This window comes from Scytonema hofmannii PCC 7110 (assembly GCF_000346485.2).
GTDB lineage: Bacteria > Cyanobacteriota > Cyanobacteriia > Cyanobacteriales > Nostocaceae > Scytonema > Scytonema hofmannii.
Window position 1 is genome coordinate 4,039,792 of record NZ_KQ976354.1, and the last position, 23,044, is coordinate 4,062,835.

The 23,044-nt window shown below is 41.2% G+C and carries 24 protein-coding genes; 9 read left to right on the plus strand and 15 right to left on the minus strand.

The window, feature by feature from the left end:
* Position 1 precedes the first annotated feature (1 nt).
* The 3 genes from surE to WA1_RS16500 all read right to left on the minus strand — a co-directional run bounded on the left by surE (position 2) and on the right by WA1_RS16500 (position 3,466).
* Positions 2 to 682, minus strand: coding sequence for a 5'/3'-nucleotidase SurE (gene surE, locus WA1_RS16490; RefSeq protein ID WP_017746545.1), 681 nt, complete (start codon positions 680 to 682; stop codon positions 2 to 4).
* On the minus strand, positions 660 to 2,099 hold the full coding sequence (locus tag WA1_RS16495) for a sodium/proline symporter (RefSeq protein ID WP_017746546.1): 1,440 nt from the start codon (positions 2,097 to 2,099) through the stop codon (positions 660 to 662). The genes surE and WA1_RS16495 overlap by 23 nt, the downstream gene beginning before the upstream one ends.
* A gap of 428 nt (positions 2,100 to 2,527) precedes the next feature.
* A complete protein-coding gene (locus tag WA1_RS16500) occupies positions 2,528 to 3,466 on the minus strand; it encodes a manganese catalase (protein WP_017746547.1) in 939 nt (312 codons plus the stop codon).
* A 359-nt stretch (positions 3,467 to 3,825) separates the two neighbouring features.
* Here WA1_RS16500 and WA1_RS16505 point away from each other — a divergent pair, with 359 nt between their 5' ends.
* The gene (locus WA1_RS16505; protein ID WP_017746548.1) at positions 3,826 to 4,683 is read left to right on the plus strand and encodes an RNA-guided endonuclease InsQ/TnpB family protein; all 858 of its coding nucleotides are present in this window, start codon (positions 3,826 to 3,828) and stop codon (positions 4,681 to 4,683) included.
* 145 nt (positions 4,684 to 4,828) lie between these two features.
* On the opposite strand, the gene WA1_RS16510 is transcribed toward WA1_RS16505, so the two are convergent.
* From WA1_RS16510 to WA1_RS16525, 4 genes are all read right to left on the minus strand, one after another.
* Positions 4,829 to 5,950: an alpha/beta fold hydrolase gene (locus tag WA1_RS16510; protein WP_017746549.1), complete on the minus strand. Its 1,122-nt coding sequence runs from the start codon at positions 5,948 to 5,950 to the stop codon at positions 4,829 to 4,831.
* Between the two features lie 706 nt (positions 5,951 to 6,656).
* Positions 6,657 to 7,058, minus strand: coding sequence for a fasciclin domain-containing protein (locus tag WA1_RS16515; protein WP_026135010.1), 402 nt, complete (start codon positions 7,056 to 7,058; stop codon positions 6,657 to 6,659).
* 320 nt (positions 7,059 to 7,378) lie between these two features.
* Positions 7,379 to 7,810, minus strand: a complete 432-nt coding sequence (locus WA1_RS16520; protein ID WP_017746551.1) for an Hsp20/alpha crystallin family protein — start codon at positions 7,808 to 7,810, stop codon at positions 7,379 to 7,381.
* A gap of 207 nt (positions 7,811 to 8,017) precedes the next feature.
* Entirely contained in the window at positions 8,018 to 8,323 is a 306-nt protein-coding gene (locus WA1_RS16525) for a YkvA family protein (RefSeq protein WP_017746552.1), read from the minus strand.
* Between the two features lie 302 nt (positions 8,324 to 8,625).
* Here WA1_RS16525 and WA1_RS16530 point away from each other — a divergent pair, with 302 nt between their 5' ends.
* Complete coding sequence (locus WA1_RS16530) at positions 8,626 to 9,861, plus strand: ABC transporter substrate-binding protein (RefSeq protein ID WP_017746553.1); 1,236 nt, start codon at positions 8,626 to 8,628, stop codon at positions 9,859 to 9,861.
* A gap of 65 nt (positions 9,862 to 9,926) precedes the next feature.
* On the opposite strand, the gene WA1_RS58705 is transcribed toward WA1_RS16530, so the two are convergent.
* A complete protein-coding gene (locus tag WA1_RS58705) occupies positions 9,927 to 10,460 on the minus strand; it encodes an alpha/beta fold hydrolase (protein ID WP_017746554.1) in 534 nt (177 codons plus the stop codon).
* On the minus strand, positions 10,450 to 10,749 hold the full coding sequence (locus WA1_RS58710) for an alpha/beta fold hydrolase (protein ID WP_017746555.1): 300 nt from the start codon (positions 10,747 to 10,749) through the stop codon (positions 10,450 to 10,452). Before WA1_RS58710 ends, WA1_RS58705 begins: the two co-directional genes overlap by 11 nt.
* 229 nt (positions 10,750 to 10,978) lie before the next feature.
* On the opposite strand from WA1_RS58710, the gene WA1_RS16540 reads away from it, so the two are divergent.
* A complete protein-coding gene (locus tag WA1_RS16540) occupies positions 10,979 to 11,782 on the plus strand; it encodes an MOSC domain-containing protein (protein WP_017746556.1) in 804 nt (267 codons plus the stop codon).
* A gap of 306 nt (positions 11,783 to 12,088) precedes the next feature.
* Here the strand turns inward: WA1_RS16540 and WA1_RS59830 are convergent, their stop codons facing one another.
* The 3 genes from WA1_RS59830 to WA1_RS16555 are packed head-to-tail and all read right to left on the minus strand — an operon-like array spanning position 12,089 to position 13,176.
* A complete protein-coding gene (locus tag WA1_RS59830; protein WP_272819154.1) occupies positions 12,089 to 12,262 on the minus strand; it encodes a macro domain-containing protein in 174 nt (57 codons plus the stop codon).
* Between the two features lie 34 nt (positions 12,263 to 12,296).
* Entirely contained in the window at positions 12,297 to 12,737 is a 441-nt protein-coding gene (locus WA1_RS16550) for a hypothetical protein (protein ID WP_017746558.1), read from the minus strand.
* Entirely contained in the window at positions 12,691 to 13,176 is a 486-nt protein-coding gene (locus tag WA1_RS16555) for a hypothetical protein (protein WP_017746559.1), read from the minus strand. The genes WA1_RS16550 and WA1_RS16555 overlap by 47 nt, the downstream gene beginning before the upstream one ends.
* Positions 13,177 to 13,635: 459 nt before the next feature.
* Here WA1_RS16555 and WA1_RS16560 point away from each other — a divergent pair, with 459 nt between their 5' ends.
* From WA1_RS16560 to WA1_RS16575, 4 genes are all read left to right on the plus strand, one after another.
* On the plus strand, positions 13,636 to 14,241 hold the full coding sequence (locus WA1_RS16560; protein WP_017746560.1) for a hypothetical protein: 606 nt from the start codon (positions 13,636 to 13,638) through the stop codon (positions 14,239 to 14,241).
* A 13-nt stretch (positions 14,242 to 14,254) separates the two neighbouring features.
* Entirely contained in the window at positions 14,255 to 14,650 is a 396-nt protein-coding gene (locus WA1_RS16565; protein WP_017746561.1) for a hypothetical protein, read from the plus strand.
* A gap of 151 nt (positions 14,651 to 14,801) precedes the next feature.
* A complete protein-coding gene (locus WA1_RS16570) occupies positions 14,802 to 15,338 on the plus strand; it encodes an opioid growth factor receptor-related protein (protein WP_017746562.1) in 537 nt (178 codons plus the stop codon).
* A gap of 500 nt (positions 15,339 to 15,838) precedes the next feature.
* Entirely contained in the window at positions 15,839 to 16,087 is a 249-nt protein-coding gene (locus WA1_RS16575; protein WP_033336100.1) for a hypothetical protein, read from the plus strand.
* Between the two features lie 691 nt (positions 16,088 to 16,778).
* Here WA1_RS16575 and WA1_RS16585 read toward each other — a convergent pair.
* From WA1_RS16585 to WA1_RS16595, 3 genes are all read right to left on the minus strand, one after another.
* Complete coding sequence (locus WA1_RS16585; protein WP_017746565.1) at positions 16,779 to 17,078, minus strand: hypothetical protein; 300 nt, start codon at positions 17,076 to 17,078, stop codon at positions 16,779 to 16,781.
* Positions 17,071 to 17,373 carry a hypothetical protein gene (locus tag WA1_RS16590; RefSeq protein WP_017746566.1) on the minus strand — a complete coding sequence of 101 codons (303 nt, stop codon included), beginning with the start codon at positions 17,371 to 17,373 and terminating at the stop codon, positions 17,071 to 17,073. Before WA1_RS16590 ends, WA1_RS16585 begins: the two co-directional genes overlap by 8 nt.
* Before the next feature lie 618 nt (positions 17,374 to 17,991).
* Positions 17,992 to 18,183, minus strand: a complete 192-nt coding sequence (locus tag WA1_RS16595) for a hypothetical protein (protein WP_017746567.1) — start codon at positions 18,181 to 18,183, stop codon at positions 17,992 to 17,994.
* A 599-nt stretch (positions 18,184 to 18,782) separates the two neighbouring features.
* Between WA1_RS16595 and WA1_RS16600 the strand changes: the two genes are divergently transcribed.
* The gene (locus WA1_RS16600; RefSeq protein ID WP_017746568.1) at positions 18,783 to 21,527 is read left to right on the plus strand and encodes a DUF4394 domain-containing protein; all 2,745 of its coding nucleotides are present in this window, start codon (positions 18,783 to 18,785) and stop codon (positions 21,525 to 21,527) included.
* Positions 21,528 to 21,984: 457 nt separating this feature from the next.
* Positions 21,985 to 22,986 carry a sensor histidine kinase gene (locus WA1_RS16605; RefSeq protein ID WP_017746569.1) on the plus strand — a complete coding sequence of 334 codons (1,002 nt, stop codon included), beginning with the start codon at positions 21,985 to 21,987 and terminating at the stop codon, positions 22,984 to 22,986.
* Positions 22,987 to 23,044 lie beyond the last annotated feature (58 nt).

Consider the following 23,044-nt stretch of genomic DNA (forward strand, 5'->3'; position numbering starts at 1 on the left):
GTTAAATCTTTAACTGAGTAATAGCAATTTTTCCTGAAAAACATATATCCACGTCGCTACCTGGAGTGCGATCGCGCTTGGCATACTCTCCATAATAATAAAAATTATCGCCTTCAATACGGTAGTTGATGGGTAACGGTTTGGTACAGGGTTGGCAAAACACAACTTCTGGATCGGGTTCTCCTGGCATAAGATGGGGTAGGTTGACGTTCCAGAAGGTTTCTGGTTCTAGAGGACGTTTGAGTAAGTCAGCTAAAACATTAGATGTCCATCTTGCCAGAACATCCCAATCTACGACTACATTTCGTTTGCGATAGTGAGAAACCGCGATTCCAGGAATACCGTTCATTGCAGCTTCTCGCACGGCGGCAACAGTACCGGAAATGTAGGCATCAACTCCGAGATTCCCGCCTGCATTGATCCCAGATAGCACAAGTTTGACATTTGGGCAAATGTGTGATATGGAAATTCTGACACAATCTGCAGGAGTGCCTGCGATCGCATACTCATTGTCTGAGCGGCGGTTGACTTGAATTGGTTGAGTGGTAGTAACTTGGTGTCCGCAGCCAGAGAGGTGGTCTCGTGGGGCGGCAATAATAACTTCGCGACCATTGACAGCTTTCAGAAGTGCGCGAATACCAGGGGCGTCGATCCCGTCGTCATTTGTAAGAATTAATGTCATTTGTCATTTGTCGATTTTTTGTAAAAATGCGAGCAATCAAATAGACAAGTATACCCGCAACCATTCCTGGTAGAACTTCGTAAACAATAGGAGACAATTTGAAGACGAGATTCCAACTGAGAGCAGCCGCAATCCCAGTCACTATCATTAATATTGCCACAGGTGTACTGATAGGCAATTGCCAGACACGCAATATCAGTAGTGGACCTAATGCTGAAGCTAAAGCAGACCAAGAAAATGTGACGAAAAGGAATACATTGTCATCACCTCCTAGTGCAATGCTCAAAACTATCATTGCCACCGTTAAGGTTCCTAACTTTACCAGTTTGTAAGAATTGGCAAATTGAGGAAATATGTCTTGCGTGATTGCTGCCGAACAACAGAGGATTTGAGAATCAGCAGTAGACATGGTAGCGGCAAAGACTCCTGATAGCATTAGCCCAACAAAGACGGCTGGTAATAAATCCTGGGCTAAATAAGGTAAAGCTAATTCGGGATCGCCGCCTGTCATCAAGCCTGGTAGAAGTACTCTCGCAGTCAATCCTATACCAATGGCAGAAAAAGAATTAATCAGAGCACAAATGGTTTTGATATTGAGAGCACGGTTAATATTGTTAGGCGAGTCGATCGCCATTGCCCTTACCAATATATGCGGTTGACCGACCACACCAAACCCAGCTACTATCCAGCCAATAAAAAAAGGCACAAAGCCCAGAGGAAGGTTTTTGGGATTTAAGTTAACGAGTTGCGAGTCAATAGAAGAAAGTTTAGTCCAAAGTTCGCCGACTCCACCACATTTGGCGATCGCAACAGTTAGCAGTAACAGCAACGAACCAATCATCACGATTCCTTGGGCTGCATCTGTCCAGATTTCAGCACGAACACCCCCAGAAAAACAGTAAATAATGACAATGATAGCTCCTAGCACAATTCCTAGTGAGTAGTCCCAACCAAACACGACATGAAGTGCTTTGCTTCCTGCTACTAGTTGTGATGCTGCATAGGAACCAAGAAAAGCGATAATTACCACAGCCGAGACAATAGAAATCCAACGAGCACCGGAGTGATTTTGAGCAAGAAAGGCAGAAACTGTATCAGACGAGGTTTCTTCTGAAATTTGTCTTAACCGTTTGAAAAAAAATAACCAGGCTAAGTAATCTCCTATTGCCCAGCCAATAACCAGCCAAATTGAAGAAATTCCTATTTTATAGGCAAAACCAACCTGACCTAGAAACAACAAGCCACTCTGTCCGGTAGACATTGCTGAGAGAGCTGTCAGCCACGGACTAACTGCTCGACTCGCTAGTATGTAATCAGCAGTGGTATTTTGCTTGCGGGTAGATGAGTAGATTCCGACACAGACAATCAGAGCAAGAAACCCAATGAAGGTTGCTGCTACAAATAGTTGATTTGCCATGAGGATTATAAGGATTATCTTTAGGATAATATAGAGTAAGATATTGCGCTTATAAAAATCCACTTCGAGAAGGGGCGTCCTCGCCCGTCCCACAAGAGCTAGTCCTGTCCAGCCCGAAGGTTACCTATTTCAAGAAACTGCGTAATAAAAAAGTATCAATTTAGTCTATGTGCGTCCCGGTACACCCAGTTAGACGGCATGAGGCTATCTCTGAAAGTGAAGGCGAGCGATGTTTGTGAGAGCGTCGTTTCTCGTTCAATACTACTCGGATAAGCGAAATTAGAACCCCGGTTCCTTCAAGAAACCGGGGTTCTGACACCTCAACGCTCGTAATCCCTTGCAGTATTGGGTGCAGATCCACTACCTGACGGTTTTCCGGCTCTTGATGGAACAAGGGGTAGCCAAAACTAGGAGGAGAGAGCCAGTAATTATTTGCTAATAGTGGTGCGATTAATCAAAGGAGAACCGTTACCGCCTTGAACTTGTCCCGTTCCATCTGTAGGTGAGAGTGGAGTACCATGGAGTCGTGGATCGGATTGTGGAGGATTGGGTTCTGGTCCGAGGGGCTGGGGATTTTCAATATATTGGAATTCGCCCTTACCATCTGGAGAAGGACCTTTTGCCCAAAGACCTTCAGCACTTTCGGTTCCTTCAGAATGATTCCAGAACTGGTATGCAAACTCGCGCTTCTCCAAATCCAATGGGAAGGAACCGGGAACGGGTGTTGTTTCCAATCCAGATTCTTCCAGATCCTTGACAGCTGCTATCCACTGATTCTGATGCATGGTATCGCGAGCAATCATGAAACTTAGGGTATCTTTAACGCCAGGGTCGTTACTCATCTCGTACATTCGCACAGCTTGCAAACGTCCCTGAGATTCAGCATGAAGATTGGAGCGGAAATCTGCCAACAAGTTACCGCTAGCAACAATAAAGCGACCATTCCAAGGGAAACCAACACTATCAGCAGGCATTGCACCCAACCCAGACACAATAGCGTGTTGGGGATTCATCGCTGCCCCTATAATATCAGTAATGCTATCGCGTGCCTTAGTTCCGCCCATGACTGCTCCCACAACTGGGTCTTGTGCTCCCTCTTCTTGTAATTTGATAGGTGCTTTATCCAGCAAGTGGGCAATCATTGTAGCAAGCATCTCAACGTGACCGATTTCTTCAGTACCGATATCCAAAAGCATATCTCGGTATTTAGCAGGTCCGCGACAGTTCCAACCTTGAAACAGGTACTGCATCATCACAGTCATTTCACCAAAAGTACCGCCAATCAGTTCCTGAATTTTCTTTGCGTAGATAGCATCTGGTTTTTCTGGTGCTTTAAAATACTGTAGTTTTTTGGTATGATAAAACATGATTCATTCCTCAATGAATACTTGGATTGGCACAAATTCAGGCTTCCCCAAAATCTGATATTTGTGCCAATTCCTTACGCTTCCTAGGAAACCTAATTGAAAGGGCTTTCTACATCACTCCCCAGTAATACAAAAAAATAAATAAAAAATAGGTAAGTTGACCGAGGTGATCGCATTGTCCGGTATGATAAAACTTTACTTATAAAATAGTAAAATATAGGGTTCTTCAGTACTTGTTATTTTAGCATAACAAGTACTGAAGAGCCCCTAGTTATATTGACGGCGAGCTCAACATCGTCAAATTTAACTATCAAGCTATTGGTAAAAAGGAGTTTAAAAATGGCTGCATCGCACCTTCGATGTCTCCAATTAAGATACCAGTAAAACCTGGGTTAAAATTTGAAGACTTGCGTGAAGTAAGAATCATACCTAAAACAGGTTGTTTTGTCATAGAAATTGTCTATAATGTTCCAGACTCTACAGAATTTTTTTGTAGTCTCAATCCAGAGTTAGCAGCCTCTATAGACATTGGGTTAGACAATTTAGCCACGATTGTCTTTAGTGACCCAACCATACAACCAATAGCCATAAACGGTAAACCTTTAAAATCAGCTAACCAGCTTTACAACAAGCAGGTAGCTAGATTTAGAGGTTTCCTACCAGCAGGTATTGGTACATCTAGGCGAATTCAAAATGTTGTTCGCAATCGGAATGACTTTGTTGATAGCTACTTACATTCCTCAACAAAGATGATTGTTGACGAGCTGCTTAAAAATGGTGTAACCCTAGTAGCTATAGGGAAAAACGAACAATGGAAAACTTCTCTAAATATTGGGAAAAGAAATAACCAAAACTTTACTCAGATCCCCCACGCTAAATTTATCGAGATGTTGACTTACAAATTAGAAAAAGTTGGCATCACTGTTAAGGTTGGTGAAGAATCATACACATCCAAGGCTTCGCTAATTGATTGGGACATCATCCCAACATTTGACCCTCATCACAAGATAAAACATACTTTCTCTGGAAAGCGAACACAACGTGCGTGGTATATCAGTAAAGATGGTTTGAAAATTCATGCAGATGTTAATGGTGCGTTTAACATCGCAAGAAAAGTAATCCCAAACTCTTTTAATTGCTTGCAAGAGATTGTCGGGAGGGATAGGGGATGTCTGGTAGTACATCCTTTGGCGTTTAACACCTTTGTTCTGTCGTGAACACGATAAAAAAGGTGTTGCTTAAACCCAGATGTAGTAGTCTGTATATATTTGACTATGTAAACTGGAACTATATTCCAAAAATACTTCTTACCAGTTACTGGTCACTGGTCACTGGTCACTGTTCACTGTTCACTGGTCACTGTTACACCCAACGACTCAATTGGGTTGAGCCTGAAAAGTAGTCAAAACCATCTTCATACCAACGTTCATCACGGCGGTTGATGTTAAAGCAACCTTCATGAATTGAGCCATAACTTGCGTTGTTGTCGAAGCGGTTAGACTCAAAAGCAGGTAGGCGGCGCTGGTGGGAAATGAAATCTGTATATACTTCTACCACTGCACTGTGGTATTTCACATTCCGGTCATACTCATTCCAATTATCACCACGAAAACGTAATAGAAAAGAATTACTAGCAGTAGCTGCATGGTTATTATCACCAGCATAGCCTCCGCTTTCGTCTGATACGACCACTGCTAACGATTGGTAAGCAACATCTCCAAATGGCTTAGGTGTTTGATTACCAAAGTTATTACCATCAATATCATAAGTACTAGCTTCGTAAGCAGGATCTAAGGCTGTGAGATGAGCTGCTTTGCCCAAAAGAAATCCTATTTCAGCAGCAACATATGCTCCCAGACTAAAGCCTACAAGACTCAATTGCTGACCTGTTATTTCCAGGCTGTTGAGAGTTCTGGCAGCCCATTGAGCAACTGGAGCAACAGAGCCTGATGTGTAATTAGGTTTTAGTCCCTTGTCTTCATCGTGATTTGCTGGATCTCGCCAATCTAGAGCGAGGATTTGTTTAGAAGGGTTCTGTTTAGCCAATTCTCGCTGTAAGTTGCTAAAAATCTCATCGTCAGACGAGTTTTTCCAACCATGAATCACTAGGATTGTCTCTTTCGCATATTCAATACCCTGGTAGGTTCGCCCACTTGCATCAAAACGGTAGAGATGAACACCATCTTTATAGTATCTTGGTTTAGCTCCACTTCCATCTTCTCTTAATCCCCAATTAGCAATATCGCCTGCTATTTCTCCCGGTAATACCCTTTGAGTTTGAATTCGCTCTTCAGCAATTTCTTGACTAACAAATTCTTGGGAAGTAACGAATTTAGTGATATGACTGAGAGCAGAGGAATGTGATGAAAGGGGATCGTGACTTAATGTCAGAAGTGCTTGTTTGCTTGACAAAATATTATTGTTAGTCTGTGAACTAGTCAAAAGCGGTAAGCTCACAGTTGGTAAGTCCCTGGAAACATTCATACTTGGAGCATTTCCTGTCTTCTAAAATATATCCGCAGTTTTGAGTTTTGCACCATAGATGACTCGCATTCAACATACTTTTAGTAATTTTCAATAGCAGCAATTCTAGATCCCCGACTTCTTTGTAGATAGGGCTTTAGCCCACCCTACGTAGATTTCAAAAATCAAATAGGACTTCCATAACACAAGAAAAACAGTTTCTTGTGTAAAAACACAATACTCGCTTTTCAAATACAAATTTGTAATCTATGCTAGAAATTTGAGTCTAGCGATCGCTTTAAATCAAGCATCTCTTCCGATCTAGCGGATTGAGCCATTATCTTGAGTTTGTAATTAGAGCGAGGGATGAGGATACTGTCCGATTACAAGCGCGATCGCAGGTTTTCTAATCAAAGAAGCAGCTTTGTTATAAGTTGACTCCTGATTCAGCTATGTTTTTGGTTCTCGACAGCAAAGCGTATGTGAGAAGTGCTATAGAATTTCTCTTATCTCCCTTTGTAATGATGAAATTTTTAATTGAAGCTTTCGTACATGAAGAAAACCCGCGAATGCTTTTACATCCACAGGCTGTTTTAAGTATTACGTAGTGTAAGGTATTCCAAATATTTATCGATGAACGTCAGCTAAATGGGTGCTAACTGGAGAGCGCTCGCATAAGCGAGTTAAATTTGGCTAACCAGATAATTAACAAAAAACGAAAACGTACTTATTGAGGAATCAGCACTGTATCAATGACATGGATAATGCCATTATCAGCAGCAATATCTGGTGTGATAACTGTTGAGTCATTGACTTTCACACCATTTGATGCATCAATTTTTAAAGTTGAACCTTCAACTGTGGGAGCTGAATCCAGGTTGACCACATCAGCAGCTGTGACCTTTCCAGCAACAACATGATACGTCAAGATCTTCGTTAGTTGGGGAATGTCCTGAAGTAATGACTCAACTGTACCCGAAGGCAGCTTAGCAAATGCATCATCTGTTGGCGCGAAAACGGTGAACGGGCCAGGTCCTTTAAGGGTGTCTACTAAACCTGCAGCTTGAACAGCAGCCACTAAGGTGTTGAAAGAACCCGCACTCACTGCAGTATCTACTATGTCTGCCATATCGGAACTAAACTCCATATGTAACTTCATTAAGTAGTGTAAACGAAATTGGTTATTATTTGAGCCGGAAATTTTCTTTTCTGTCCTCTGCCCTCTACCCAATCTTGTGGGACGGACGGGGACGCCCGTTCTATACTGGTGACGGAGGCGAGCGCGATTTTTGGATACCAAATCGAGAAGTGCCACGCTCCGCGATAAGCTGGGTACAGCTTGCGCCAAGGGCGATCGCACTCCATAGAAAAAACCCCGGTAACTCTAACTAGACCGGGGTTGCTTGATAATTATCTACATACAAGGAAATTTATCCCTTAAACAGTCAACTAAGCAGCAGGCTGTTCTAGATTGACTTTGACCACTTTGTTCTTTTCTTCCTCTTTCTTTGGCAGTGTCAGATTCAAAATGCCGTCTTTGTATTCTGCTGTCACCTCAGTATTCTGAATCTTGATTTTCAAGGGAATTACGCGATGAAACTTACCATAGTGGAATTCAGTCAAAGTACGGTCTTTGTCTTCGGTCTTAGTTTCGGACTTGCGCTCTCCACTAATAGAAACAGAGTTTTCTGTCACTTGGATATCTAAATCTTTAGCATCCATACCTGGAAGTTCCAACTTCAGGTAAACAGCATCATCTGTTTGGGTCAGTTCAGCAGAAGGAACTTTAATGAAATCTCTTTCAAATGGAACTCTTGTATCTTCCAACAGGCGTTGGAGTGCGTTTATCTCTTTCCAAGGGTTATAACGAATTAGTGTCATAAGTGTTGTGAATAATTAACGATCGCGTTCTTGTTGTTTACTTTCTATTCTTATGATATTTCTGAGAAAAACCTTTATGGTTCGGCTTTAACTACTATCATTATTGATAATAACCGTACCGTCAAAGCAATCGTTATAAATGAAATGCGATAAGCTGGCGGCTTATCGCACTTACAATATGTTTGCTAAAATGCAAAAATAGAAATTTTACGAAAGCGTTACAGCTTCAACATCAATTGTATTTCCTGTTTGAGGAGAAGTTGATTCAGCAGAAGTTACTTTTTTACGCTTTTTCATCTCTTCTATAAGAATTTGGGAAGCTTCTGCAACTACAAAGCTAGCAATCAAACCATCGTCTACCCATCCTAAAAAGGGGATAAAATCCGGTGAAATATCTAATGGACTGATTAAATAGAATAAACCAGCAACAATTGCAAATAACCGATATTTGGGATGACGTAAAACTTTACGAATACCAGTTTGAAATATTTGGTTAAAAAATTTCTTTTTCATTCAAACGCCCTTAAGCTACAAGATTATATTGACAAATTTCTCTACCAAAGGAGAAGTGCAGATAACCGCTAAATTTATAGTGAAAATCCACCGTACTTGTTATGTACAGTTAACCGTATATTGAGTTCGTTCATACACTACAAAAGCTATAGGCGATCGCACATGATGCTCTTGCCCAACCACATGGTACAGTGATGCTAGAGGGCGAATAGAATTCACTACTATACAAACGCTCGTCCGCCTGTATGGACTAAATTGTAAAGAACTTACAGAATTTCGATCTTGTCTACAATCTAACAAACATGAAAGATATAAAGTTTTTACGATTCAAACCTATAATCTTTTTCTGTCAGATAGTCTTAATTACTATTTTTGTGGTTTCTTGCTACAGTTCAAAGAAAACTAGCAATAACACAATTACAGGATATAATAGTAAGCTTAACCAAGAATGCGTTAAAAATTACAGTGAAACAACCGATTACTTTTCCAAAAGAGTCAGTGTTGATTATGCAAAAGGTTTTGGAGTAGAATACCATAAAAACTATAAAATTGTTACAGTAAAAAATCCATGGCAAAATGCAAATACCACATTTCAATATGTTCTTGTACAATGCGGTACGCCTGTTCCCAAAGGATTTCAAGAATCACAAACTATTCAAGTCCCTATCAATACCATCGTTTCGCTTTCTACGACTCATTTACCTCATTTAGATAAGTTAGGAGTTGTAGATAAACTGCTTGGAGTCAGCGATATAAGTACAGTCAATACCAGTAGCGTTGTTGAAAAAATCAAAGCTAATAAATTAGTCAAATTAGGAATTGATAATAGTCTGAACGTAGAAAAATTATTAGAATTAAACCCAGATTTGGTAACGACGTATGGAGTAGGTAATCCAAACATTGATAGCTACCCCAGACTCATAGAAGCAGGTTTAAAGGTAGCTATTAATGCTGATTATATGGAATCATCTCCATTAGGACGAGCCGAATGGATAAAATTTACATCTCTATTTTTTAATCGTGAAGCCAAAGCAGAAGAAATTTTTGACGAAATTGCAAAACAATATCAAGCAATTTCAGGCAAAGCCAAAGCCGCAAAAAATCATCCAACCGTATTTGTCGGATTTAACTCAAAAGGAACCTGGTATATGCCAGGAGGTAACAGTTATGTAGCCCAATATTTTGCTGACGCAGGTGCAAATTACATATGGAGAGAAAATAAATTATCAGGAACTTTACCATTATCCTTGGAACAAGTCTTTGAACGTGCTACCAATGCCGATTATTGGTTAAATGGGAGTTTATATTGGAAAACTAAAAAAGATTTACTTGCTGAAGACAACCGTTATGCAGATTTTAAAGCTGTCAAAAAAGGGGATCTCTATAATAATAACGCTCGTCTTAACTCCAGTGGAGGTAACGACTACTGGGAAAGCGGAATCAGCAACCCCCATCTCGTCTTATCTGACATCATTAAAATTTTACATCCAGAAGTTTTACGCGAGCACAAGTTAGTCTACTATCGCAAGCTTTCCTAATGTTTTCAGATCCTCGACTTCTTTGAGAACTCCGGGATCTAACTTTATCGGGTTTTTATTCAATCTTAGTTTAAAAGAAAATTTAAGAGCAAACTATTAACTTTTTTAGGCTGGTCAAGCTGCATCCAGTGGCTCGCGCCCTCTATTCGTTCATAATTCCACGCTCCAGAAACATATTGAGCGGATAAGAGCATCTGCGTTTCGGTTAGATAGGCATCTTTGCTGCTCCAAACTCCCATCACTGAGGCTTGGACGTTTGGGAGCAACCATTTCTCTGGAAGCCATTGTTCAGGAGCCACATTTGCTCGATACCAGTTCAAAGCTGCTGTTAAAGCTCCCGGTCGTTGGAGATCTTTGAGCCACTTAGACATCTCTGGATGATGATTAAACAAGTCACGAAAGAGCTTCCAATCGTCACGAGTCAGTAACTCTTCAGCAATTCCGCTAAACTGAAATAGCAACATATACCACGACTTTTCTCGTTGCTCCATCCCAGTTTTGAAAAAAGTCGCCGGATGTCCTACGGAAAGAGCAACTAGGCGATCGACCCGCTCTGGATAAAGGGAAGCGAGCATCCAACTCACTGCACTACCAGTCATGACCTACAACATGAGTGCGCTCAATACCGAGTTGGTTAAGTATCCCAATTACGTCTTCAACAATGAGTTGCAATTTGTAAAACTCTGGCTCTGCTGGCTTGTCAGACTCACCAAACCCACGTAAATCTGGAGCGATGATATGCATCCCCTCGGTAGCAAGTGCTGGAATCTGATGTCGCCAGAGATATGAAGAATCTGGAAATCCGTGCAGAAGCAAAACTGGTAATCCGTTTCCTTCTTCTAGAACGTGGAAGTTCAAATGTCCAATCTGAATTTGCTTAGATGGCATAGCTAGCAATCTCCTCAAAAAGAAGTCCTCCAGCCAGGATTTGATTACATAAAATCTAAACACATAACTTTACATAAATCAATACAGTTCAGTTAAGTGTACTAGAGCATCGGTACAGAAATCACCAAAACCCGGTTTCTTCAAGTTGAGCATACGAGATATCAAGCTATAAATTCAAACAAAAGTTTAAGTGATACCATAAATTCAAAGGACAATTCAGGCGTTATTTATGAATGACGTGATTCCTTACGTTTCAAGATTATTCATTTATCCAATTAAATCTTTGGATAGAGTTAGCATTGAGAATATAACTGTTCTCAAAAGTGGTGCATTGAAGCAAGATCGCAAGTTTGCTATCTTTGATAAATCGGGTCACTTCGTCAATGGTAAGCGTAACGATCAAATCCATGCCATACGCTCTGAATTCGATCTCGAAACCAACATTGTTTCTTTGCGGGTACAGGAAACAGATCGTGTGAATATATTTCATGTTGAGAAAGAGCGTGAAGCACTTGAATGTTGGTTGGGTGAATTCTTTAATTTTCCAGTAGAAGTGAAGCAAAACCTCGACACGGGATTTCCAGATGATACTGTGTCTCTTGGTCCAACCATTATTAGCACAGCAACACTAGAAGCAATTGCCTCATGGTATCCCGGACTTGATGTTGAAGAAGTTCGTTTGCGTTTTCGCTCGAATATTGAAATTTCAGGTGTCCCTGCCTTTTGGGAAGATCGGCTTTTTACAGAAGCAGAGGGAACGGTTAATTTCCAGATTGGAGATGTACAGTTTATGGGCATTAACCCTTGTCAGCGCTGCGTCGTGATTACTCGTGATTCCAAAACCGGAGTTGCTTACCCAAACTTCCAAAAAACCTTTGTGGCACAACGACGCACAAGTTTACCTGCATGGGCAGAGCGATCGCGATTCAACCACTTCTACCGCTTGGCAATCAACACGCGGCTACCTGTTACCGAAGAAGGAAAAACAATTTGCGTTGGTGATGAACTTAGAATTTACTCTTCTCATCAATAACCTTACGGTAGCTCGATCTCGACGAACTTAGCAACAACTCAAAATTCGCGATCGCAAAAGTAATCTATTAAATTCTCAAAAGAGATCCTAGCTATGCTTGTTTTTACGGTAGGGCGCTTTAACTAATTTGTCAAAACTGCTTTCAAACTTGTCTAAGCGCTTTATTATGATAGGTTATGCAGCCACTCACGGGTTTCCTGGTTCCACCTACTACTTACCCAGCAAAGTTGATGTGACAGACTACTAGTACTTCGGCAAAGGAACTTTGTTGGGTAAAACAACGTTCAGACTCATATTCTTTTTATATTACTTTGCGCCCTTTGCGTCTATGTCCTTACGGACACGCTTCGCGAACGCGGTTTTTTTTTCATCTTTAAATTGCAAGGCGATATCTTTACCCATGATACCGACACAATTAACTGTGTTTACTAGAGCTTGGGCTGGTTCTGTCAATAAGTTGCCTTGCGTAATTTCAATCATTGCTGTGAAATTCGATCTGTGCAATATTAAATTTTTATTCAAAGTCATCTGTTAACTCAGTTGGTTCTTGCTGGGCTCGCTGTTGTATGCTGTTAAACTCTCTTCGTAACTCGTCATCACCCGGTCTTTTGCGAAACTCTTCATGAGTGTACACCCAAAGCAAATAAACTGTGTGCTGGGGTTCGTGAACAATATACATCAACCGACCATACCTTGCTGCACCTTGCAGTTCGGGCATATTAAAGCGTATTTTTCTAAACTGAAAATCTATCTTATTACACCCTTTGGGAAAATTTTCATCATCTGATAGTTCAAAGCTAGGATTTTTTCGGAGTTCATCAATAAAGTAATCAATTAAATTCTCGAAAGAACTCCTAGCTCTTTTGTTTTTACGGTAGTGCGCTTTAACTAGTTTGTCGAAACTGCTCTCAAATTTGTCTAAGCGCTTTATCTGATAGGTTATGCAGCCACTCACGGGTTTCCTCCGCCCCTATTTCTTGACCCTGTTCTTGGTCTAAGTACAACTGTTCTAGAGTATCAGATAAAACCGTTTGATAGCTACTATCATCACGCTCAACAGCATCTAAAATGTTATCAATTAGTAGATCCAATGCCTCAATGCAAGAGTAAAACGATCGCGTTTGATTGGTCACAGCAAGGAAAATTGCGAAAGCTATTGTCCGAACCTCTTGCCATAGATTGAACGATATTTTAGAAGGTTCAATCAAGCCATATGCAATATTTTTAAGCTTTTCGCGATCTTCTGTAGAGTAGTCATTCCACTCTTGCTTAACTTGCCTTGCTGCTTTACGTAGCTTGGCTGCAATCTCGTCAAAGCTTGGTGACGGATTGACGACTTTTTTTTCCCTAAGTTGCTGAATTTCGTTCCAGTTAATCCCAATTGCAGTTGACACCGCTTTTCTCCCCAGACTTGCTTTTGCAGGCAGAGTTTGACCTAAGTTACTCTCAACAAAAGTTGACTTTTCTTTTATTGTAAGACAGACAACAATTCGTGTCTTCCGTAATTGGTCAGAAGTTTTTCACAAATCTTTACAATTCAGTCATGTTCAACAGGTTTGTTACTAGTTATACAGTTTTTAGGTGACAACACTTGTTACAACACTTGTCAAAAGACAAACTGTCAAACTTGAAGATGCGATCGCAATCTGTATGAAATATGTAATTATACTATAGTTCTCAATGTATTATATATGACAAAATGTTTATGCAGCCACTTGGATAGTAAAGTGGTAGAGGACAATTATAAAAGTGTCCAAAAAAGCGGCAGGAATTCAGGAATTAAAGAAAACCATTAGGTTTTGATTATCAAGTGCTTGCTACTAAATGACTCTCTGTAATTGTTTGAAACAACCATGACCACCCCGAAAGAATCATCTGCTCGCTTCCGTTCCGCTACAGAATTTCCCAAAACTATCGAAAGTTTACCTCAACCTGAGGCAAATAAGTTGTACGAAGAGATGCGCGATTGTTTGATTTTTACAAATCGCAGCCGAGCACAACTCCAACGTAGAAACGAAGAATCCAAACAGTCTGCTATTCGCTTTAAAACAGATCTAGAGCGCCTACAGAGTATGCTTGGTCAACTCAAACAGGAGAAAGAACAGCTTGCTGAGAGCAACCGACAGATTGTTTCGGATTTGGAGCATGAACTCTCCTCAATGGTGGGACAGATGGATCGACTTTCAAAAGCTTTTGATTCTGTCTCGGATGTTGAAAATCCAGACCAAGTTTACTGGAGTGCTCTAGCCTCTCCCAGCCGTTTCATGAATTTCTTAAAAGCAATTAAAGCGATCGTAATGTGGTGGCGTGAGGACAAAGGAGTGGAGGGAAAAGTGAACCAACTGTCCCAAGCCTCTCCATCTCACCTTCCTGGTAGTGTTGATACCGACGAGCGAAGGGAGAAACCACAAATGCATACAGACCCTGCTTCAGTTGGACGAGCACTTTTAGATAAATAAATAGGTAAAACTCATGGGAAAAAAACGAATCACTCAACTTATAGAACAACTGAAAGACAACCAGCAGGTGGAATTGCAGAATGCGGCGGCTGTATATACGGTTGCAACTGTTGCGGTTAACCAACTCTTGCAGCAGGAGTCCCAAGTCACTGAATCGGCTGTTGCAGCTTTACCTGGCGGACTACAAAAAATTGATAAAGCACAGTTGCTCGAAGAATATGGTTCTTACAATGCTTGTCGTAAAGCAGCTAAAAAACAAGGAATTAAGTTTTCTCGCACTCCTAATTGGAAGCAACTAACAGCTGCATTTAACTACGCACAAGCATTTCAACAAATTATTATAGCTTATGTAGAAGCACACCCCGAACCTGGGCTTAAAGGGACTACATTTGAGTTAAGTATTAAATAATGTACCAAGACTTTTCGAGTTATGCGATTTGTATAACTACAACCCCAAACTAGTCAAGAAATGCGATACGGCTTAAGCCGTTATGCTTCGCTTATCGCACTTCTTGACTGTAATATCAAGTTAGTATTTTAAAAAACTACAATTGCTTGCTATGAAAACTGAAAAACAACTCACCGCTATGATTGTGCCGTTTTATCTGGCAGAACAGCCAGATATAGAAGGGCGAATGATTCAGGAAATATGGGCTTGGGATTTTGAGAGATTGGAATACAAACACGACTATATCCAATGGTTATTTCCTATAAGTGAGAAAAGCTTTTTTAATTCCCACGCACCTGTTCTTAACAATGAAGTTATTCAAAGATTTCGGACTGAGTTTAACCTTCAAAAAAACTTGTTACAGTCTTTCACTGTTATGTTGAGGTTTTACGGTTTAGAAGGCAACATGGAGGACGATCGCTATGTTGTGACGAAAGCACAAAACTATGAAATTCGTGCAAAAGAGTGGATAAACTTTGGAAATCATAACTATCTTCGCATCACTCGCATTCTTAAGTGCTTACTGATATTGGGATTTGAAAGGTATGGACAAGGATTTTACCAATGTTTACAACAAATTTATAATGAGGAAACCCAAGCGATTACTCATAAAACTTTTCATTATTGGACAGATGCAGCTCGTTCTTAAAAAAGAGATGAAAATGCGATCGCTACTTATAAACTAAGAATTTTTTAACTTGCACAGTCTCAATCAATTCAACATGAGGTCAAATGTAATGTTAGAAGAGCCTGTAACGAGCCGTACAGATCATTATCTCCTACCTAATTCGTCCGGGGCGGGAACAAGATTATGAGGAATGGCTGCATGGCATTGTTGCTGTCGCCAAGCAGTTTGATGGACACATGGGTGTGAGCATCATCGACCGTGCGAACGCACTCATCCAAAATACGTTGCCATTTTGCGGTTTGACCGCTACACCAAGCTGAAAAAATTGTTTGAGTATAGTTATTTTTATTATATTGTCGGGTAGCTTAACTGAAGAAATAACTTCTTGAATTAGAGCGAAAAAAAATATTTCAAAGGCTTGAACTTTGCCTTTTTTAATTGATAACCTACAGGTACAACCTAAGCAACTTACTGTGCTTGAATTGTTCCAAAGCTACTTAAATTACTCAGGAGAATCGCAGATGGCAAATATCGAAATCAGTAATCTACTCCCCGCAGGTTCCGAGCTGTTCCAGGATTCCGAAAGCTTCCTTAATGAGATGACCGAGCGCGAAATAGAAGATATTAAAGGCGGTTTGTTAGGTGGTCTGTTGGGAGGAATAGGATTAGGAATACCTACTCTTGACATCTTAACAGGTCTTTTAGGAGGAGTTATCCCAGCTACTGCTCCTGCTCCCGTGGAACCAGCACCTGTCGAGCCTCCTGTTTAGGGATAAGTCGAAGACCAAGAGCTTCTGCTTTCTTCTGGAGACTTTGAGCATTAAATGCTGGTATTTTTTCTCATAGTAGTGCATACCAGGAGTAAAGAATAATTGCAATTGTTTTATTTTCCTTTGAATAATTATGGACTCAGGTTTTCAGCAATCGCCTGAGTCTATTTTTTTAAGTGGTTATACAAAATTAATTGCATAGTTAGGCTGGAGTACAATTTGACCTGCTATATCTTTCAGCAGCTTGATTGAAGTGCTATCGCGAAGCTAACCGCACTTGCAGCCTTATCGCACCTCGGATTGCTGAGTTGTGTTTATTCAAGGTGATGTCGGTTTTTCAGTGATTAGCTTATTTAGGATGAAGGTTGGTTTTTCCGTGATGAGCAAAGTCATGAAAATTAGCAGTTTGATGAGCAGGGGTGCGAAAGTCACACTACACAGAAGTAAGAACAAGGCAGTTAATTTAACTGCCAACCTCACTATCTCATCCATAATACTTTTACTGGTATAAAGACAAACTAGGGCAAGTGTTATTCCGATTAATGAAGTAATAAACATGACAACTACCTAGCGATTTTTACGGTTTTCAATGACCAGCAACTTGTCAAAAGTTGTTGGCTTAACTCTAGGGTGCAATTGTCTCACACCCAAGTTTTTGTCACTTTCCTCGAATCTAGAAAAATTGATTCAACTAAACTTTAGGGTTTGGAAATGCAACCCGTAACACTATCCAAATTACGAGAACAAAATGAAGAACTCGTGGAGAATTCAAAAATTTGTTGCGGATGTCCACAAGGAGGTGTAGTAGTCGGAGAAAGCGATCGCCACCCATGGAAAAACTTTGCCAATGTTTACATAAAGCATTTGTAGCTAAAGTTAGCTTATTGAGCGATAAGCCGGGTACGGCTTGCGCCGAAGCGATAAGCCGAGTACGGCTTGCGCTAAGAGCGATCGCACTTTGAGGCGTGTTTCCTTGCGAGTCATCAAACACCGAAAGAACCAAGTGCATCAATACCCAAAGTTCTTGACGCGATAACAGCAATCAGCACGCCGAAACCTAACGCTCTACGAAAATAATTAACGCCTTGAAATAATTCCAGCCATGCCCAAGTAAATAAAGAGCCAAAAGCCAGTAAGTCTAACGCTGTATTCCCAACGCCTGTTGTAAAAATTAGTTTGAGTAAACTAGCTGCGATCCAAATAATAATCGGTAAATTTGGCATCTGAGCTAAAACAATTTCGCCATTGCTATCGCGGAAGATTTTATCAAATAATGTATTTTTCATGACTTTCAATTGCAATAAGTGCCAAAAATTAGGGCTTTCCAAAAACTACCATTCGCATTAAAACATTCAGATCTCTCTCTCATCTAGCACCATTATGCTGAGATTTAGAAACCGTAAAGCATATTTATATATGATGCTTATTGAGGTTTTTTGTATAACGAACCAGAAGAGTGACAGAGGTCATTGACATTGGTGACAAATTGTTAATCTCTTAAGTGAAACAAACTTATGCACCTTTAGCAACAATAGGCAGTGGTGAGGGGAGCATCCCAATTGAGCACAAGCCTGCAAGAATAGAATTCTCTTGCTATACGTCCAAAGCCTGCCTCCGTAGGCTTTGATGCATCAGTCCACGCAGGTGGACTTTGTTTGTATAGCCGCGATTTCAATTCTCTTGCGTGTTTTTTCCAAATTTGGGATGCTCCCGTGGCGATCGCACGGCAAAGAAAACCCCATGACCAGTATCACAGGGTCTACTCATTGACGTTTGGCTTCCAACTTCAACTATCTCCACAGTGGCAAGCACTAGTTGTCTAGGCTTGTCAGATGCAAGCGTCTAGCAACTTCGGTTAATCCAACTCCGGACATTTCATGTGGAGAGCGCACAAATTGAACTCGTTAATTATCTGTTGAGTCGCGATCAAACGCGATTTGCAACTCAGCTTCAGGCATCACCCGACGCAAAACTGCTAAATGCCCATCTGCATCGTTGCGGTTACGAAAGCGAGCCACAATCGTTCGTTCTTTGAGAGAATGTAAGTGAACAACAATCCAGGGTTTGAGTGCCGCACGATACACTGTCTTTTTCATATGTATGAGATCCATTTCAAGGTAATACCAGCCAGTAAAAACTAACTGGTGCGGTACTAGGAGATTTTTGGATTGAAAAATTCGCTTCCAAAGGAAGCGGATTTTTAATCCGTGAAGTCAGTATCGGACAACAAGACGAAATCTTAAGCCTAAATATGTGGTCTGCACGGGCTACCTTTTCGGTAAGCCTTTGATGTAGTGGATTAGATGCGACCACTGATGTACGGTGTTACTTTACCACGAAATTACAAAATTTCTATCACCAATAAAAAAATTAGTCCCTCTGATGCAGATTATTTATTTTTCTGCGTCAAGCTCTCTTGATAATTTGTAATATTCTGAGAGTTCTTTACAAAAATACACAATGTTATAAAAACGAGATCTGTTTTGAGTTATTTGCCGACACAGTCCATGGTGTGCAATCACATTGATACACATTTTTTTATTTTCTTTACTCAGTGATAATCCTGAAATTACCGTAACTATTTTGAATAATTAAATTGGGTATTTTTTAAAGATACTACATAATTTAGTTATCTCAAGTTCATCAGTAACTTCATTGAGCAGCAGAACACCCAATTTAGTAGAAAGATAAAATTATGACAACGGCTTATGTTCTCAGTAACAATACCCTGATCTCGTTTGATACTTCTAATCCTAATAATTCTAACGCTAGTATCCCCATTACTGGACTGGCATCAGGTCAGAATTTAGTAGGTATTGACTTGCGTCCCCAAAACGGCAAACTCTACGGAATCGCTAGCAATGGTATGGGCAATGCCCAACTTTATGCCATCAGTACCCAAACTGGGTTAGCGGCTGCTGTCGGGACATTGGGGCAATTTGTTGATGATACTGGCAACTCTGTTGCAATTACAGGTTCCGGCTTTGGAGTAGATTTCAATCCAACCGTCGATCGCCTCCGCATTGTTACCTCAAGTGGACTAAACTTTCGCGTTAACCCAAACACTGGAGCCGCGATCGATGGCAATATGCTTGTGGCGGGTACCAATCTTGATGGTTCGATTAATGGCGGTACGACTACAGTGGATGCCACGGCATACACAAACAGCACTCCCAACGTTACAGCAACGACGCAATACACACTAGATTCAGTCACTAATACATTATTCATTCAGAATCCCCCCAACAATGGTACTCAGACATCACCACTGGTAGTGACTCTTAATGGCAGTCCTCTGGACTTTACTAACGTCAATGGCTTTGATATTCCATCAGGTGTTAATGTCTCAGCATCAAATACTTCAGTCACCGGACAAGCATTTGCCGTTCTCACAGTCGGTGGTAGAACTGGACTTTACGCTCTAGAACTTTCTACAGGTGCGGCGACATTAGTTGGAACAGTCGGTGCAGGAACAGATCCAGTTCAAGGGTTTGCACTCCAAAATGAAGTGGCTCCTGCTAGCATACCCCTGATTGGATTGACTGCAGATGGGACTCAACTCCTTCGCTTCAATAGTGCCAGTGCTGGAACAGTGACACCCGCCTCTGTCACTGGTGTAGCAGCAGGTGAGACCTTAGTGGGCATCGATCTGCGTCCAGCGACTGGGCAGTTATATGGACTGGGAATTAACGATGCAGCTAACACAAGCAGTCTGTACCTGATCGATCCTCAAACTGGAGCAGCAACAATTGTGGGTGGGGGAGCAGGGCAAATTGCCTTTGTTGATGCTCTTGGCAACCCTGTGGATCTACCCTCTGCCAACACTGGTTTTGGTTTTGACTTTAATCCAACGGTCGATCGCATCCGTGTCGTCACAGGTACTGGCTTGAACTTCCGCCTCAATCCAATTACAGGTGTAGCTGTTGATGGAAATGCTGAATTAGCAGGTATTAACCCAGATGGTTCAGTGAATGGACTTCCCATCGGTTCAGTTGGGATTTCTGCCACTGCCTACACCAACAGTTTCAATGGAACCACAACCACAACTCAATACACGCTGGACTCTACTAGTAACAGCCTGTTTATTCAGAATCCACCGAATAATGGCACACAAACAGTTCAGTTGCCAATTACTCTTAACAATACTCCACTAGACTTTACTGAAGCCAGTGGTTTCGATATTCCGTCAAATGTAAAAGTCTCTACATCAAATTCAGCAGCATCCGGACGGGCGTTAGCAGCATTGAGGGTTGGGAGTGACACTAATTTGTATGCGATCGAACTAAGCACGGGGGCTGCTACCTTTGTTAGTCCCATTGGTACAGGTGCAACAAGTTTAGCTGGTTTGACGATCGCGGAAGCTCCTATTGACACCGTGGCATTTGGCACCCCTACCGATACCGTTGCTGAGAATAGCGCTACGATCGCAGCTAACTTTGCTGCCAACGGTAGTACTATTATCTCTACCGCTAGCAACGTTCAAAACCTTGTGCAGTTTTCCTTATCCAGTCAAAAGAATGCTTTTGTCAACGAGATTGTTGCTTTCACGGTTGATGACGATTTGGGTACAATCAATGGCATTGCTCCTAATGCCACAGGCTATCTTGATGCTGCGATCGCTCGTTCCCGTATCATCTTCTCCACACTCAGTAACAATCCCAATGGCTTTGACTCTGAACTCTCAAGCACTTTAGATTTTGGGCCAAATGCACGCTTTTCCACTTTCTTAATTCAAAACGGTAGCCTTGATGGATTGCGAGCCGGACAGATTCCTACCAGCAGCGTCTTTTTTAGTAACCAGACTTCGGTACGTGTTTCTAATGCTACTGCCAGTAATTTCACCTTCGGCTTTGAAGATAGTCCCAACAGTGGTAATAATGACTTTAATGATGTAGTAGTGCAAGTCGATCTGGTTAACCAAGGTACCTCAGCAAGAACAGCTTTGCAGGGACAAGGGCAGGGCGAGGTGCTGGATTTGCGCTCTCTGACAGGACAAGTCAATGCTTCATTTACGGTTAACCGCGAAGCAGCCTTCGACAATTTTGTTGGGTTCTACCGCGTGGTAGACCAGAATGGTGGAATTGATACCAATGGGGATGGTACCGCAGACATCCTACCGGGTAACACAGGTTATGCTCAAGCAGCGGTCAGTAATCGTGTAACAGGAATTGACTTAAGTGTAGGAAACCAACAAACAGCAACCCTCTCAGGACAGTTGGCAAGTGGCTCTATTTTTGCTCCTTTCCTAATTGCAAATGGTTCAGTGAGCCAGGTTCTCAGCGGTCAAAAGTTAGATGAGGTATATTTTGCCTACTTGGGAGCAAATTCTGATCGCGTCGATCATATTCGCCTTCTCGGTAACAATACCTTCGGCTTTGAGGATTTACAGGGTGGCGGAGATAGGGACTTCAACGATGTGATTGTGCGTGTCACTATCTAAGTTGGCAGGGTTGAGGGGTGGGGGAACAACGAATCGTTGTCAAATTCTACCCCCTCTACGTCAGCGAATCTGTCGATACAAAAAAATGCTCGTAATCAGAGAAAGCCAAAAGTTTACTTCTTCATAAGTTCTTCATTTTTTACACATATTATAGAAATCTCTGAAGTCTAAAAAAACTGAATACTTAGTAGCAAAGCAGCTGTAATTACAGGAATTTTTAGTCCCTATTAGCATTCCTCAAATGAGCTTAGCTAACAAACGAATTCTCCTGTCTCTCCATAACCCTAAAAATCAGATTCCTCTGTAGCTTGGACTAGGTACTACTCCATACAATCAGAGGGTTAGGATATTGCCTGAAGTTTTGTTTCGTTAGTTAATTTTTATGTTTTTTTTGCAATTCAGAAAAAATACAATTAGAACACGCTTAACAGCCAGTTACATACTACTTTTGGGGTGTATGTTGGTAATTTTTGATACCTACTTATATACTCAAATTGGTTGGTTGCAAGTTGCTCAATCCCTTGAATCAATTTCTAAAGCCACAGAACATCTGCTGACTTTGATGCTTTTTAGTTGTCCTTTCATTCTGTTGATTGTAGGGTTTGGAGGATTATTTTTTGCTGAACGGGTGTTACGTCCTATCAATCGTATTATCCACACCGCACAGGCGATTGGTCCCAATGATTTTACCCAACGCATTGGAGATCGAGGTTCCACAGATGAAATAGGACGATTATCTATCACCATGGATAAGATGTTAGATCGTCTGCAAGAAGCATTTGAGCACGAACGAAGATTTACGGCGGATGTCTCTCACGAGTTACGCACACCTCTCACAGTGATTAAAGGACGGCTTGGTGTCACTTTAAGTCAATCTCGCAGTGTAGAAGAATACGAGAGTACCCTGCGAGAATTACAAGGGGACGTCGATAGCTTGATTCGCTTGACTAATAGGTTACTTTTCTTAGCTCGTTTGGAGCAAAGCGAATCTGAATACCAATTTAGCTTGACTAATATTGACTTGAGTGATTTATTAGAAATCCTTGTAGAGCAAATTCAGCCAACGGCAGAAATTAAGAATATTACGATAAGTATAAATATAGAGCCTTCTCTTTATATTGCTGGCAACTCCGACCACTTAACCCGGATGTTTTTAAATTTACTGGATAATGCCATCAAGTATACGAACCGTGAAGGTCAAATTACGGTAAGAGCACATGGAGAAAGGGGACTGGCTAAAGTGACTGTGACTAATACAGGTAAAGGTATTGAAGCCGAACATTTACCCCATCTCTTTGAGCGTTTCTACCGCGTAGAGAGCGATCGCTCCCGCGATACAGGAGGATCGGGATTGGGACTGGCGATCGCTCATGAAATTGTTCGCTTGCATCGGGGTTCGATCCACGTCACGAGTCAGCCCAATCGACTCACAACTTTTACCGTGCAATTGCCATCTTAATATTAGGGACTTCCAAATAAAAAGAGCTTTTGAGATGGAAATAGCATTTTCCACCTGC

What these genes read in the sequence shown, in the direction of transcription:
- surE (WP_017746545.1), bottom strand. Translation starts at nt 682, where the DNA reads ATGACATTAATTCTTACAAATGACGACGGGATCGACGCCCCTGGTATT.
- WA1_RS16495 (WP_017746546.1), bottom strand. Translation starts at nt 2,099, where the DNA reads ATGGCAAATCAACTATTTGTAGCAGCAACCTTCATTGGGTTTCTTGCT.
- WA1_RS16500 (WP_017746547.1), bottom strand. Translation starts at nt 3,466, where the DNA reads ATGTTTTATCATACCAAAAAACTACAGTATTTTAAAGCACCAGAAAAA.
- WA1_RS16505 (WP_017746548.1), top strand. Translation starts at nt 3,826, where the DNA reads ATGTCTCCAATTAAGATACCAGTAAAACCTGGGTTAAAATTTGAAGAC.
- WA1_RS16510 (WP_017746549.1), bottom strand. Translation starts at nt 5,950, where the DNA reads ATGAATGTTTCCAGGGACTTACCAACTGTGAGCTTACCGCTTTTGACT.
- WA1_RS16515 (WP_026135010.1), bottom strand. Translation starts at nt 7,058, where the DNA reads ATGGCAGACATAGTAGATACTGCAGTGAGTGCGGGTTCTTTCAACACC.
- WA1_RS16520 (WP_017746551.1), bottom strand. Translation starts at nt 7,810, where the DNA reads ATGACACTAATTCGTTATAACCCTTGGAAAGAGATAAACGCACTCCAA.
- WA1_RS16525 (WP_017746552.1), bottom strand. Translation starts at nt 8,323, where the DNA reads ATGAAAAAGAAATTTTTTAACCAAATATTTCAAACTGGTATTCGTAAA.
- WA1_RS16530 (WP_017746553.1), top strand. Translation starts at nt 8,626, where the DNA reads ATGAAAGATATAAAGTTTTTACGATTCAAACCTATAATCTTTTTCTGT.
- WA1_RS58705 (WP_017746554.1), bottom strand. Translation starts at nt 10,460, where the DNA reads ATGACTGGTAGTGCAGTGAGTTGGATGCTCGCTTCCCTTTATCCAGAG.
- WA1_RS58710 (WP_017746555.1), bottom strand. Translation starts at nt 10,749, where the DNA reads ATGCCATCTAAGCAAATTCAGATTGGACATTTGAACTTCCACGTTCTA.
- WA1_RS16540 (WP_017746556.1), top strand. Translation starts at nt 10,979, where the DNA reads ATGAATGACGTGATTCCTTACGTTTCAAGATTATTCATTTATCCAATT.
- WA1_RS59830 (WP_272819154.1), bottom strand. Translation starts at nt 12,262, where the DNA reads ATGATTGAAATTACGCAAGGCAACTTATTGACAGAACCAGCCCAAGCT.
- WA1_RS16560 (WP_017746560.1), top strand. Translation starts at nt 13,636, where the DNA reads ATGACCACCCCGAAAGAATCATCTGCTCGCTTCCGTTCCGCTACAGAA.
- WA1_RS16565 (WP_017746561.1), top strand. Translation starts at nt 14,255, where the DNA reads ATGGGAAAAAAACGAATCACTCAACTTATAGAACAACTGAAAGACAAC.
- WA1_RS16570 (WP_017746562.1), top strand. Translation starts at nt 14,802, where the DNA reads ATGAAAACTGAAAAACAACTCACCGCTATGATTGTGCCGTTTTATCTG.
- WA1_RS16575 (WP_033336100.1), top strand. Translation starts at nt 15,839, where the DNA reads ATGGCAAATATCGAAATCAGTAATCTACTCCCCGCAGGTTCCGAGCTG.
- WA1_RS16590 (WP_017746566.1), bottom strand. Translation starts at nt 17,373, where the DNA reads ATGAAAAATACATTATTTGATAAAATCTTCCGCGATAGCAATGGCGAA.
- WA1_RS16595 (WP_017746567.1), bottom strand. Translation starts at nt 18,183, where the DNA reads ATGAAAAAGACAGTGTATCGTGCGGCACTCAAACCCTGGATTGTTGTT.
- WA1_RS16600 (WP_017746568.1), top strand. Translation starts at nt 18,783, where the DNA reads ATGACAACGGCTTATGTTCTCAGTAACAATACCCTGATCTCGTTTGAT.
- WA1_RS16605 (WP_017746569.1), top strand. Translation starts at nt 21,985, where the DNA reads ATGTTGGTAATTTTTGATACCTACTTATATACTCAAATTGGTTGGTTG.